This is a genomic window from Streptococcus halichoeri (assembly GCF_009870755.1).
In the GTDB taxonomy this organism is placed as follows: Bacteria; Bacillota; Bacilli; order Lactobacillales; family Streptococcaceae; genus Streptococcus; species Streptococcus halichoeri.
This window is the reverse complement of sequence record NZ_WLZU01000009.1, coordinates 31,542-43,947: the sequence shown is the minus strand read 5'-3', so window position 1 is coordinate 43,947 and position 12,406 is coordinate 31,542. Positions and strand designations below refer to the sequence as shown.

The following is a 12,406-nucleotide window of genomic DNA, read 5'->3' as shown; positions in this document are numbered from 1 at the left end:
AACATACAGTTATTTTAAAAACCTAATGAAATCGTTTCCCTTTTGTTTTATGTTATAATAGAACAAAGGAGGATTTATGCCTGTTACCGTTAAAAAAATAGTTGAAAAAGTTAAATTAGAAGTCATCTATGGCACCGATGCTATGTTAGATAAGGGAATTTCCACCTCTGATATTTCGCGGCCCGGCCTTGAAATGACTGGCTATTTTGACTACTATACTCCAGAACGTATTCAGCTGATTGGAATGAAGGAGTGGTCCTATCTGATCAAGATGACCGCCCGCAATCGCTATGCCGTGCTCAAAGAAATGTTCCAAAAAGGGACCCCAGCCGTCATTATTTCTAGAAACCTCTCTATTCCAGAAGAAATGATCCAAGCGGCCAAGGAAGAGCACATCCCCATCCTCAAAAGTCGCATTTCCACTAGTCGTCTATCTGGGGAATTGTCCTACTTTCTAGACGCTTCGCTTGCTGAACGTATCAGTGTGCATGGTGTGTTAATGGACATTTATGGTATGGGCGTGCTGATCCAGGGAGATTCCGGTATCGGAAAAAGCGAGACGGGTTTAGAATTAGTCAAGCGGGGGCACCGCCTGGTGGCTGATGATCGTGTGGACGTTTATGCTAAAGATGAAGAGACACTTTGGGGGGAGCCCGCTGAAATCTTACGCCATCTCTTAGAAATCCGCGGTGTAGGGATCATTGATGTGATGTCTTTATATGGAGCTAGCGCTGTAAAGGATTCCTCTCAAGTCCAATTAGCCGTTTATTTGGAAAATTTCGAAGTGGGAAAAGTATTTGATCGCCTGGGCAATGGCAACGAAGATATTGAATATGCTGGTGTCAAGATTCCCTGCATTCGTATTCCTGTTAAAACGGGGCGCAATGTCTCTGTGGTAATTGAAGCTGCTGCCATGAATCACCGAGCGCGCCAAATGGGCTTTGATGCGACGAAAACCTTTGAAGATCGGCTAACCCATTTGATTAGCAAAAATGAGGAGCGCTAAATGATTAATCCAGTAGCATTTAAGCTTGGTCCCTTTAGCGTCCATTGGTACGCCATTTGCATCATGACAGGACTGCTCTTAGCCGTTTACCTTGCAGCAAAAGAAGCACCTCGCAAAAAAATGACGAGTGATCAGGTTATTGACTTTATCCTGATTGCCTTTCCTCTAGCCATTATTGGCGCACGACTCTATTATGTAGTTTTTGAGTGGTCCTATTATCAAGATCATCTCAATGAGCTCTTTGCTATTTGGAATGGCGGCATTGCCATTTACGGCGGTCTTTTAACCGGTGCGGTAGTGCTTTGGATTTACTGTTATTACAACTATCTAAATCCTATTCATTTTCTTGATATTGCCGTTCCTGGCGTTTTGCTTGCTCAGGCTGTAGGGCGTTGGGGCAATTTTGTCAACCAGGAGGCCTATGGCCGGGCGGTTGCAAGTCTTAACTACCTACCTGCTTTCATTCAACGTCAGATGTATATTGATGGGAGTTACCGCATTCCGACTTTTTTGTATGAATCTTTGTGGAACCTTCTTGGTTTTATCATCATCATTAGCTTACGCCGAAAACCTAGATTGCTTTTAGATGGCGAAGTATTTGCTTTTTACCTGATTTGGTATGGCTTTGGTCGCATGATTATTGAAGGAATGCGAACAGATAGCCTCTATTTCATGGGAATACGTGTCTCGCAGCTCTTATCCCTTGTGTTGATATTAGTGGGAATAGGGTTCATTCTTTATCGCAGAAAACAAGCAAACATCCCTTATTATCAGCCATAAGAGGGAAATAAAGGAGTATTTTATGGACTTAGTTGGTATTTCATTACTTATTATTGCATTAGCTTTTGTAGCCTTAGTTATTTTCTTAATTCTCGTCTTGAAAAAAGTCTCTGAAGTGATTGATGAAACAAAAAAAACCATTTCAGTTTTGACTAGTGACGTTAACGTTACCCTTTATCAGACTAATGAAATTCTAGCAAAGGCTAATGTCTTGGTTGAAGATGTTAATGGCAAGGTTTCAACCATTGACCCTTTGTTTCTCGCCATTGCTGATCTCTCTGAGACCGTGTCAGATCTTAATGTTCATGCGCGTAGCTTAGGTCAAAAAGCTAACACAGCGACTTCAAGCGTCTCAAAAGCCAGTAAAGCGGCTTTAGTTGGAAAAGCAGCCTCAAAAATCTTTCGTAAAAAGGAGAAAAATCATGGGTAAATTTTTTAAATCAGTTATTATCGGTACTGCAACGGGAATTGCGACAGCTTATTTCCTAACCACTAAAAAAGGTAAGGTTGTCAAAGAACGCGTTGAACAGGCATTTGAGGATTACAAAGCTAACCCTGATCATTACCATAAAATGGCCAAGGACAAAAGCTACGAATACTCAAATCTAGCTAAAGATACTTTTACCAGCTATAAGAACAAGTTTGAATCTGGTGAACTAACTCCTGAACAAGTAGTTGATACGGTTAAAGAAAAAGCCAATGCCTTTGTGCAAAAAGCAAGCCAACAGTTTACAGAGCAAACAAACCAAGCCAAGAACTCAGGCCAAGCCAGTGAAACTGTTAATGAAGACGATATTATTATTGATTATTCTGATATTGAAGAGCCAGTTCCAACCTCCTCATCTGCTAAGGACGATGATTTTACCAAAAATTTAAAATCAGACTTTGAACGGCCAGTGACACCAGAAGAAGTTTTGGAAAAAGCAGCCCAAGAGGTAGACGAAGCCGTGGATTCTAAGGATGCCAATCGCTAATCATAGCCGCTTATTTTGGTAGTTGGTGGTATGGTTGCGCTCAAAAGAAAAAACAACTGATGCTTATCAGGATGGGAAAGTTTATCTTGCTCAGTTCATAACGTACTAACAACAAGTAAAAACGAATGAAGTATGGTAAGGCTTTATCACCTTTCTCGTTTCATTCGTTTTTTTGTAAATTAAATTAGCCTTCGATAGTAATAGTCACGTGGAGCTTGATACATAGTGAGATGAGCTCCTTGTGCTTGATTAGCAATTGCTGCCGCTAATTTAGCTAACTTCAACTCTAGCAGCTGTGCCTTTTTGCTTTAGCTCATTAAGAGCGTCATTGTAGCAAAAGGACAAGTAAAAAACCGAAAAAACTTAGCAAGGTAGGTTTCTTCGGTTTTTTACTTTTTATAACTGATTTTAGTGTTTTAGGAATGCTGCTACGGTATGACTTAAAAATGAAGTGATACCAAGACTGATGAGTCCCGCAATAAGGAAAGACCATAGAGGTGCTAAATTAAATGCGAGAAGGACAAAGGCAAATAAGACAGCTACTAAACTAAACGTTGCGATTTTGGCAAAGAAAAAAACTTCTTGAAGTTTAGCTCCAGATGGTTGCGATTGCTTTACTGGAAATTCATGAAACTTAGGACTGTCCTCAACGTGGACATCTTCTTCATAGTCATGATATTGCTTCAATGGTGCAGACATCGTCCTCTCCTTTCCTTCCAAGATACTAAGTAATTCTACCACAAAATAGTCTATTTGTCATTAGTTTTTTAAAGAAAGCGGGAATTTAACATACAAATTGAGTTTATGCAAGAAATCTGCTCATTTTTTGTGAAATCTGTTATAATGATTTTGGTATGAAAAAAGTAATAATAACAGCAACTGCTGAAAGTGTAGCACAAGTCAAAGCTCTGTTGGAGCTTGGAGTTGATCGTATTTATGTAGGGGAAGAAAATTATGGCCTGCGCCTCCCCTATAATTTTTCCTGTGAAGAACTAAGGGAAATCGCCCAATTAGTCCATGCAGCTGGAAAAGAGTTAACGGTAGCATGCAATGCTTTAATGCATCAAGGAATGATGGATTCCATCAAACCTTTTTTAAATTTTCTCAAGGAGATTCAGGCAGACTATCTAACAGTCGGTGATGCTGGGCTTTTTTATGTTAATAAGCGTGATCATTATCACTTCAAATTGATTTATGACGCTTCTGTTTTTGCCACATCTAGCCGTCAAGTTAATTTTTGGGGGCAGCATGGGGCTGTTGAAACCGTATTAGCTCGGGAAATTCCTTCTGAGGAGCTGTTTATTTTGGCAGATCAGATTGCCTATCCTGCTGAAATCTTGGTCTATGGTGCTTCGGTGATTCACCACTCAAAGCGGCCTTTACTTGAAAACTACTACCATTTTACGCATATTGATGAGGCTGTTTCTCGCCAAAGAGATTTATTTTTAGCAGAACCAAGCGACCATGACAGCCATTATTCGATTTATCAAGATAAGCATGGGACCCATATTTTTATGAATAATGATGTCAATCTGCTATCAAAATTACAGGAATTATATGATCATGGTTTAACCCACTGGAAATTAGATGGGATTTATTGTCCGGGTGATGATTTCCTAGCCATTTGTAACTTATTTGTAAAAGCTGGGCAATTACTTGAGACTCATCAGTGGAACCAGCAAACTCAAGCAGCATTTGAAGCCATCTTAAAGGAACATCATCCAAAGAACAGAGGCTTAGATACTGGTTTTTATGATCTTGATCCTAAAACCGTGAAATAGTATTTTGTAAGGAAAAGAGGAATTAAAGTAAGCATGGCAAAGCAAGCAAAAAAACGACCAGAAGTACTTTCTCCTGCTGGAACTTTGGAAAAACTAAAGGTTGCAGTAGACTATGGTGCAGATGCGGTATTTGTCGGAGGACAAGCTTATGGTTTAAGAAGCCGAGCAGGAAATTTTTCCATGGAGGAGTTGCAAGAAGGGATTGATTATGCCCATAAGCGTGGGGCAAAAGTCTATGTTGCTGCCAACATGGTCACACACGAAGGCAACGAAGCGGGAGCGGGAGCGTGGTTTAAACAGCTTCGCGATATGGGACTTGATGCAGTGATTATTTCAGATCCCGCCTTGATTGTTATTTGTTCAACAGAAGCACCAGGTCTAGACATTCATCTCTCTACCCAGGCTTCGTCAACTAACTATGAAACCTTTGAATTTTGGAAACAAGTAGGGCTGACGCGTGTTGTTTTGGCTCGTGAAGTTAACATGGCTGAGCTAGCTGAGATCCGTAAGCAAACAGCCGTTGAGATTGAGGCCTTTGTCCACGGGGCTATGTGTATTTCTTACTCAGGACGTTGTGTTTTATCGAATCATATGAGCCATCGTGATGCTAACCGAGGAGGCTGTTCACAATCTTGTCGTTGGAAGTATGATCTGTATGAAATGCCCTTTGGCAGCGAGCGCCAATCCTTAAGGGGAGAGATTCCAGAGGAATATTCAATGTCTTCGGTAGATATGTGTATGATAGAGCATATACCAGATTTGATTGAAAATGGCGTTGATAGTCTTAAGATCGAAGGTCGGATGAAATCAATCCACTATGTTTCAACAGTTACCAATTGTTATAAAGCAGCGGTGGATGCTTACATGGAAAGTCCAGAAGCCTTCTATGCTATAAAAGATGATCTGATTGATGAACTGTGGAAGGTTGCTCAGCGAGAATTAGCAACTGGTTTTTATTATCATATCCCAAGTGAAAATGAGCAGCTTTTTGGAGCTCGGCGCAAAATTCCGCAATACAAATTTGTCGCTGAAGTGGTTGATTTTGACCAAGCAGCGATGCGGGCAACCATCCGTCAACGAAATGTTATTGTTGAAGGTGATAGGGTTGAATTTTACGGACCAGGTTTTCGTCACTTTGAGACAACTATTCACAACTTAAAGGATGCAGATGGGCAGGCCATTAAGCGAGCACCCAATCCTATGGAATTACTATCCATTGATGTCCCTCAGGCTGTTAAACCTGGTGATATGATCCGTGCCTGCAAAGAAGGCTTGGTGGACCTTTATCGTAAAGATAGCACGAGTCAAACGGTCCGTGCTTAAGAGCAAAGGATTTTAGGACAATAAGGTCTTAATATGAAAAAATCGTGATTAACGGACTCTCTAGCATACAAAATAGTCATAAAAAATGAACAAAGCAGCATTCTAGTGCATCGTCTCCTAAGAAAAAAGTTAGATTTTGTGTCTAACTTTTGGGGGGGTGGTGCATTTGTGTCTAACTTTTTTTGAGGCTCAGTTCACATCAAAAGAAAGGCTGCTGCTTTTTTGTTTGAGGTTGAACCTTTATCCCCGATGCTTTTAAGGGGTGTTACTGGTTTTCTTTGCTTTAGAGCAGACGCGTCATTACCATCCCTCCTTTTGATTAGAATTATAAAACTTGATTAGAGTTATAAAACGAAATAAAAAGGCCTTTAGTGGACTTAAAATGAGGTCGCTATTTTTATTATTTCTTGCTAAAATAAGGATAGTTTGAGAGAGTATTATCGAATATATAAGTAGGAGGAACTTATGTCAGAATTTACATTTTCTATTGAAGAACATCTACTCACCTTATCTGAAAGCGAAAAAGGTTGGACAAAAGAACTAAACCGTGTCTCTTTTAATGGTGCAGAGCCTAAGTGGGACATTCGAAGCTGGAGCCCTGACCATGCTAAGATGGGAAAAGGCATTACCTTAACCAATGACGAATTTGAACAATTAGTCAAAGCGTTGAAAAATAACTAGTTGTCAACAGTAGCTGTAGTGATGCTGTTAGCTTCAATTCAAGTATAGGCTAAAAACTAAAGCTAGGCGCTCAAAGAAGGCAAGGGCTGGTTTGATTTACTAAATTTACAGTTAGTTTCTATTACTGTTATTGTTTCGTAAAAGCCCTCTTGACCATAAGCCAAGAATGAAAAATGCTTTTGCTTTTTTACTAGCTATGCTAAAACAACGAACGAAAAAAAAGAAAGCATCTTATAGGAAGCTTTCTTTTTCAGTCTGGTTTGAGAGTTTACTTGTGTTTGATGCGATCTGCGTAACCGATAATGAATAGAACTAAGCCAAAGCTAAGGAATAACAGTTTGTTACTGATGAGGGCGTAGATGATAAAAATTAACCCTGACAGATAGGAGATATATTCTTTTTTCATCTCTAACTCCTTTCACCTCCTTATTATATCATAAAAGCTTAGCAATCACAGTTGACTTGACAGCAGGACAAATCATCAAGATACATCTGATTTGTTTGGTAGAAAGCTAAGCCGTGCTTATCAATTGGCAACTTTTCGCGTTGTGCAATTTCTCTAATGATGGGAGCAAACCGTTGTCGGAATTTATAGATATAACAGAAAATGGTTTCACCATGACGCAGGCTAGGTCCAATGAGGAAGCAATGTTGGTAGCGGGTTGATTCATCTTGTTCGGTGACCAATGGCAGTCCGTGCTGATCTTTTTCAAAGAGTTCTGCGCCAGCGATTTGATTAAAACTGGGTGCAAAATCGGTAGCTAAAATAGGTTGGTGTGAGCTTTTGGCAAGACTACCATCGCTAAATACAACCGTATAAGTGCCCTTAGAATAGGTGATTTCTTGGGCTGTTTTATGTTCGGTGATAAAGACACGACGCCCAGCTGCCTGAGCTTTGATGCTGGCTAAACGTTCTTTTGTGATGGGTGCCAGAGAGATACTAGGATCGGGTTTAGTGGTATTTTGTCCAAAATGATCAGTAAAAAGATGCACTTCGTTACCTAAGTAGGCAAGGTGTGTCAAAGCATCACAGGCACTCTCGTTGCCGCCAATAATTAAAAGGGCTGTTCTGACTTAACCTGGAAACTATCGACTTGACCATAATGCATCCCTAAATGGGCATTTTTAATACCGACTGAATTGGGGTTTTGAAATTCTCCTGTAGCCATAATCACATATTTTGCGCTATAGTGGCGGGTGTCTGTCTGGATTTGATAGTGGTCTGCTTGTTTCTCAATGGCTGTGACTGGGGTTTGGGTTTTGATTGGCAGTGTATAATGAGCAGCGACACGTTGTAGATAGTTAGCATACTCTGAACCAGATAAGTGTTCTTTTTCAAAGGTAAAAGCAGGGGATGTATCAGGAACTACGGCATTTAAATCTGGAAAGCCAAAACCATTTGTCGGGAAAGATGGGGGTGATAAAGCGGGTCGTTTTGGGCCATTTGGTAAAATTATCCCCAATTTGTCCTTGCTCTAAAATCAGAAAATCATTCAGATTAAATTGTCGAAGGGCTGCACCAAAACCAATTCCAGCAGCACCAGCACCAATAATCGCAATTGTGTAGTCTGTCATCTTTTCTCCTTGCTAAATCTACTAAAAATGCGTACAATACTTAATTGGTTAACTAATTTAGTGTAACAAATAAAAGAGAGGATGTAAAGTGGAGGCCACTGAAAAAGTCATCATAAAAGATGGCTTTTTCAGTGGCCTCAGCTATCGCTAGTGTCTTTTTTACTTGTCATTGTGCTTAGCAGTGCACTTAGTTATTGGGGAAGACAGTTTCTTACCAAAAAAGCGGCCGTCAATGATGCGGTTGATTCTGTTGCAATCAATGGCCTGGGTGGTTTCACCGGTAGTTTCCTAACAGCCTGCTGCCTACCACAACACTTCTTGGGACAGTGTTTAGCTCTTTTGCTGACCATCGGTTTAGCTTTTATTGTTTCGTATAGTCTATGCTTTTTGATTGGTCAAAGGTAGTCAAGCAAAAATGCAGTAGTAAGATCGCTTTGGCAAAAAAGGTAAACAATTAGAGCCGTTGTGACTAATTCTTTACTGGGCTACCGTCAAACTATTTTTAATTGCAAGGAATCACATATTTTGACCAATGATACAAAAGGAGCGGGCTTGTTTATGAGCGCGCTCCTTTTAGATGCTAGATGTCTTGATTTTTGTGCTGTAGGTCTGTCAATTGATCTCTAAAAAGTGGTGAAGGTGACTTGGTTTATTTATCGGTAAGTCGACCCTGATCGACAACGAGCTGACCAGTTTTGTAGACCTGATGAATAAGATTGGTGGCAAAGAAGTAGAAGCAATAGTCAATATTTGGGGCGTCAAAGATACTGATGTCTGCCTCTTTTCCTTTGTCAAAATTACCAACGGTTTCTTGTCGATTGACAGAATATGCAGCATTTATAGTGACAGCATTTAGGACTTCAATTGGCGTTAAGTGCATCATAAAGCACCCTAGTTGCATGACAAATTGCATATTTGCAGTTGGACAAGAACCGGGATTGCTGTCGGTTGATAGGGTAATAGCCATGCCTTTTTCAATCATTTTACGGGCTGGAGCATAGGTATCTTCCATAAGACTAAAGGTTGTGGCAGGCAATAGATTACCAATTACATGAGCTTTGCTTAATTCTTCCATACCTTGGTCAGTGGCCATCATCAGGTGTTCAGCACTAGTGGTTTGTAATTCAGCGGCCACCTCAACACCACCGATTGATGCAATTTCATCGGCATGAATGCGCAGTTTAAAGCCCAATTTTTTGGCTTTTTCTAAGAGATAACGTGATTCATCAGCTGTAAAAACGCCTTTTTCGCAAAAAATATCGCAAAATTCCGCTAAGTTCTGGCCTTTAACGAGTGGAAGCATATCATTAACAATCAAGTCCAAATACTCTTTCGAGCGTCCTTGATATTCTGGTGGAATAGCATGCGCAGCCATGAAGGTAGAAACAAGATCAATAGTATGATCCTTGTTTAAAGCTTGTGCTACCTCTAATTGTCGATATTCCGTATTCCAATCTAAACCATAGCCACTTTTGGCTTCAACAGTAGTGACACCGTGTAGGAGCATATAATCTAGCAATCGCTTGGTTTTATCATATAAGGTATCAAAATCTGCCTGACGGGTTGCGCGCACAGTGTTTAAAATCCCACCCCCTTGAGCAAGAATCTCAAGATAAGGGACACCATTTAATTTTTGGGCAAATTCGTGTTCACGACTCCCCCCATAGACAAGATGGGTGTGGCAATCAATGATACCTGGAGTTGCAATTTTACCATTGTAGGCTTTTATTTGTGTAGCCGGGCCAATCAGTTCATTGTCTGGCTGACCACTGCCGATGGCCAGAATTTTCCCATCTTTGATAGCGATGTAACCATCTTCAATGATGTCAGCTTCTCTCATTTCCGCCCCATACAGAGGATGTCCCAAATCATGAGGAGCAAAAATCTGATTGAAATGAACAAGAATTAAATCTGCAATCATATGTGACAACTCCTTTTTTTCTATTATTATATCTTAATCTGTCTAAATAGTAGGTCTTAAACGTCAAATTTAAGTCAAAAATGCTAGAGGATTACAACTAGGCACCTTAAAATCATTTTTTTATAAAATTTGACAATTAATCGGCGATGACTGCCTAAACTATGGGTGAAAATAATGGCATCGTAGAGATGGTGACAGGAGGACTTGCTATGACTCATTATAGTGAAGCTGAGATTGCAGCAGCAATGACAGTAAAATTGGATGATGTGTTACCTGAAAAAACTGTTTTTCAAGAAGGCATTCGGCGTGCACCTAATAGAGGTTTTCGTTTGACTCAAGAACAAACAAAAACAGCTCTAAAAAATGCACTGCGCTATGTCCCTAAAAAATATCACGCAGAAGTGATTCCTGAATTTCTCGAAGAATTAAAAACTCGTGGCCGCATTTATGGTTACCGTTTTCGCCCTAAAGAACGCATCTATGGTAAGCCAATTGATGAGTATAAGGGGAATTGCACAGCAGCAAAGGCGATGCAAGTGATGATTGACAATAACCTAAGCTTTGAAATTGCCCTTTATCCCTATGAATTAGTTACCTATGGGGAAACAGGTTCTGTTTGTGCCAATTGGATGCAGTACAATCTGATTAAAAAATACCTTGAAGTGATGACTGAGGAACAGACCCTAGTCGTGGAATCAGGGCATCCTCTTGGGCTTTTTAAATCTAAACCAGAAGCTCCCCGTGTGGTTATCACTAATGGCCTGCTCGTTGGAGAATATGACAACATGAAGGACTGGGAAATTGCTGAAGAAATGGGTGTTACCAATTATGGTCAAATGACAGCAGGTGGTTGGATGTACATTGGCCCACAAGGGATTGTGCATGGAACCTTTAACACTCTGTTGAATGCTGGCCGGCTCAAATTAGGTATTGCAGATGATGGTGATTTAACCGGCAAACTCTTTATTTCTTCAGGACTTGGTGGTATGAGTGGAGCGCAGGGGAAGGCAGGAGAAATTGCTAAAGCAGTAGCTATCATTGCTGAAGTAGATGCATCACGGATTGAAACCAGGCATTCCCAAGGTTGGGTGAGTCAAGTAACCGAATCTGTGGAAGAAGCAGTCGCTCTTGCCCAAGAGGCTCAAGCGGCCAAACAATCCACTTCAATTGCCTATCATGGTAATATTGTTGACTTACTCGAATATGTCAATGATCATGACATCCCAGTGGATTTACTGTCAGATCAAACTTCCTGCCATAATGTCTATGATGGTGGCTATTGTCCAGTAGGCATTAGTTTTGCTGAGCGAACTCACTTGCTTGCCAAAGACAAGGAGCACTTTTGCCAATTGGTGGATCAAACCTTGCAACGCCATTTCCAAGCCATTAAAGCCTTGACAGCAAAAGGAACTTATTTTTTTGATTATGGCAATGCTTTTATGAAGGCTGTTTATGATTCAGGAATTACAGAAATTTCAAAGAATGGTATTGATGATAAGGATGGTTTTATCTGGCCTTCTTATGTAGAAGATATTATGGGACCAATGCTTTTTGACTATGGCTATGGCCCATTTCGCTGGTGTTGCTTGAGTGGTAACCATGATGATTTGGTGGCTACAGATAAGGCTGCGATGGCTGTTATTAATCCTAATCGTCGCTATCAAGACCGGGATAACTATAATTGGATTCGTGATGCTGAGAAAAATCAGCTGGTAGTTGGTACCCAAGCTCGCATTCTCTATCAAGATTGTATGGGTCGGGTTAATATCGCGCTTAAATTTAATGAGTTGGTTCGTCAAGGTAAGATTGGTCCGGTCATGATTGGACGAGATCACCATGATGTCTCAGGGACAGATTCTCCATTTAGAGAAACCTCAAATATTAAGGATGGTTCCAATGTTTGTGCAGATATGGCGGTTCAATGCTATGCAGGAAATGCTGCGCGTGGTATGAGCTTGGTGGCTCTCCATAATGGTGGTGGTACAGGGATTGGAAAAGCCATTAATGGTGGTTTTGGCTTAGTCCTTGATGGCAGTAAACGAATTGATGAGATTATTAAATCGGCGATTGCTTGGGATACCATGGGAGGTGTTGCTCGTCGTAACTGGGCTCGCAATGAACACGCTATTGAAACTGCTATTGAATATAATAAATTACGAGAAGGAAGCGACCACATTACTATCCCCTATCTAACAGATGAAGCACTTGTAGAAGCTTCTGTTCAAAAATTATTTGATGAGTAGGTGATTTGCCTAGTTTTGATCAAGAGTAGTCTGCCCTAGCTTTTTATCAGTTCATCGTAGCTAGGCTCAGGGTGACATCTCTGTTTAGTGACAGTGCAAAGCTTTTTAGCAGGCTACTTTTT

The 12,406-nt window shown here is 40.5% G+C and carries 11 protein-coding genes and 1 pseudogene; 8 read left to right on the top strand and 4 right to left on the bottom strand.

Features of this window, described 5'->3' with window-relative positions:
* Positions 1 to 76: 76 nt before the first annotated feature.
* From hprK to GWD08_RS03620, 4 genes are read left to right on the top strand one after another with little or no spacing between them, the layout of a single operon-like run.
* On the top strand, positions 77 to 1,006 hold the full coding sequence (gene hprK, locus GWD08_RS03635) for an HPr(Ser) kinase/phosphatase (protein ID WP_159564265.1): 930 nt from the start codon (positions 77 to 79) through the stop codon (positions 1,004 to 1,006).
* A complete protein-coding gene (gene lgt, locus GWD08_RS03630; protein ID WP_159545350.1) occupies positions 1,007 to 1,786 on the top strand; it encodes a prolipoprotein diacylglyceryl transferase in 780 nt (259 codons plus the stop codon). It begins immediately after the preceding gene.
* Positions 1,787 to 1,808: 22 nt separating this feature from the next.
* Positions 1,809 to 2,216, top strand: coding sequence for a DUF948 domain-containing protein (locus GWD08_RS03625; RefSeq protein WP_159545348.1), 408 nt, complete (start codon positions 1,809 to 1,811; stop codon positions 2,214 to 2,216).
* Positions 2,209 to 2,760: a YtxH domain-containing protein gene (locus tag GWD08_RS03620; protein WP_159564263.1), complete on the top strand. Its 552-nt coding sequence runs from the start codon at positions 2,209 to 2,211 to the stop codon at positions 2,758 to 2,760. Before GWD08_RS03625 ends, GWD08_RS03620 begins: the two co-directional genes overlap by 8 nt.
* A gap of 408 nt (positions 2,761 to 3,168) precedes the next feature.
* On the opposite strand, the gene GWD08_RS03615 is transcribed toward GWD08_RS03620, so the two are convergent.
* The gene (locus GWD08_RS03615) at positions 3,169 to 3,459 is read right to left on the bottom strand and encodes a DUF3270 family protein (RefSeq protein ID WP_159564261.1); all 291 of its coding nucleotides are present in this window, start codon (positions 3,457 to 3,459) and stop codon (positions 3,169 to 3,171) included.
* A 155-nt stretch (positions 3,460 to 3,614) separates the two neighbouring features.
* Here GWD08_RS03615 and GWD08_RS03610 point away from each other — a divergent pair, with 155 nt between their 5' ends.
* The 3 genes from GWD08_RS03610 to GWD08_RS03600 all read left to right on the top strand — a co-directional run bounded on the left by GWD08_RS03610 (position 3,615) and on the right by GWD08_RS03600 (position 6,545).
* Positions 3,615 to 4,541, top strand: a complete 927-nt coding sequence (locus GWD08_RS03610) for a peptidase U32 family protein (protein ID WP_159564259.1) — start codon at positions 3,615 to 3,617, stop codon at positions 4,539 to 4,541.
* A gap of 33 nt (positions 4,542 to 4,574) precedes the next feature.
* On the top strand, positions 4,575 to 5,864 hold the full coding sequence (locus tag GWD08_RS03605) for a peptidase U32 family protein (RefSeq protein ID WP_159564257.1): 1,290 nt from the start codon (positions 4,575 to 4,577) through the stop codon (positions 5,862 to 5,864).
* A gap of 465 nt (positions 5,865 to 6,329) precedes the next feature.
* Complete coding sequence (locus GWD08_RS03600; protein ID WP_159545338.1) at positions 6,330 to 6,545, top strand: YdbC family protein; 216 nt, start codon at positions 6,330 to 6,332, stop codon at positions 6,543 to 6,545.
* A gap of 268 nt (positions 6,546 to 6,813) precedes the next feature.
* Here GWD08_RS03600 and GWD08_RS08650 read toward each other — a convergent pair whose 3' ends face one another.
* From GWD08_RS08650 to hutI, 3 genes and pseudogenes are all read right to left on the bottom strand, one after another.
* Complete coding sequence (locus tag GWD08_RS08650; protein ID WP_167547763.1) at positions 6,814 to 6,951, bottom strand: hypothetical protein; 138 nt, start codon at positions 6,949 to 6,951, stop codon at positions 6,814 to 6,816.
* Between the two features lie 38 nt (positions 6,952 to 6,989).
* Positions 6,990 to 8,120 (bottom strand): annotated as a pseudogene (locus GWD08_RS03595) (NAD(P)/FAD-dependent oxidoreductase).
* Positions 8,121 to 8,769: 649 nt separating this feature from the next.
* A complete protein-coding gene (hutI, locus tag GWD08_RS03590; RefSeq protein ID WP_159564255.1) occupies positions 8,770 to 10,041 on the bottom strand; it encodes an imidazolonepropionase in 1,272 nt (423 codons plus the stop codon).
* A 209-nt stretch (positions 10,042 to 10,250) separates the two neighbouring features.
* Here hutI and GWD08_RS03585 point away from each other — a divergent pair, with 209 nt between their 5' ends.
* Entirely contained in the window at positions 10,251 to 12,284 is a 2,034-nt protein-coding gene (locus tag GWD08_RS03585) for a urocanate hydratase (RefSeq protein ID WP_159545330.1), read from the top strand.
* Positions 12,285 to 12,406: the final 122 nt, after the last annotated feature.

Bases quoted from the DNA above. Each gene is read 5' to 3' on its own strand.
- GWD08_RS03600 (WP_159545338.1), top strand. From the start codon at position 6,330: ATGTCAGAATTTACATTTTCTATTGAAGAACATCTACTCACCTTATCT.
- GWD08_RS08650 (WP_167547763.1), bottom strand. From the start codon at position 6,951: ATGAAAAAAGAATATATCTCCTATCTGTCAGGGTTAATTTTTATCATC.
- hprK (WP_159564265.1), top strand. From the start codon at position 77: ATGCCTGTTACCGTTAAAAAAATAGTTGAAAAAGTTAAATTAGAAGTC.
- GWD08_RS03615 (WP_159564261.1), bottom strand. From the start codon at position 3,459: ATGTCTGCACCATTGAAGCAATATCATGACTATGAAGAAGATGTCCAC.
- hutI (WP_159564255.1), bottom strand. From the start codon at position 10,041: ATGATTGCAGATTTAATTCTTGTTCATTTCAATCAGATTTTTGCTCCT.
- GWD08_RS03610 (WP_159564259.1), top strand. From the start codon at position 3,615: ATGAAAAAAGTAATAATAACAGCAACTGCTGAAAGTGTAGCACAAGTC.
- GWD08_RS03585 (WP_159545330.1), top strand. From the start codon at position 10,251: ATGACTCATTATAGTGAAGCTGAGATTGCAGCAGCAATGACAGTAAAA.
- GWD08_RS03605 (WP_159564257.1), top strand. From the start codon at position 4,575: ATGGCAAAGCAAGCAAAAAAACGACCAGAAGTACTTTCTCCTGCTGGA.
- GWD08_RS03625 (WP_159545348.1), top strand. From the start codon at position 1,809: ATGGACTTAGTTGGTATTTCATTACTTATTATTGCATTAGCTTTTGTA.
- GWD08_RS03620 (WP_159564263.1), top strand. From the start codon at position 2,209: ATGGGTAAATTTTTTAAATCAGTTATTATCGGTACTGCAACGGGAATT.
- lgt (WP_159545350.1), top strand. From the start codon at position 1,007: ATGATTAATCCAGTAGCATTTAAGCTTGGTCCCTTTAGCGTCCATTGG.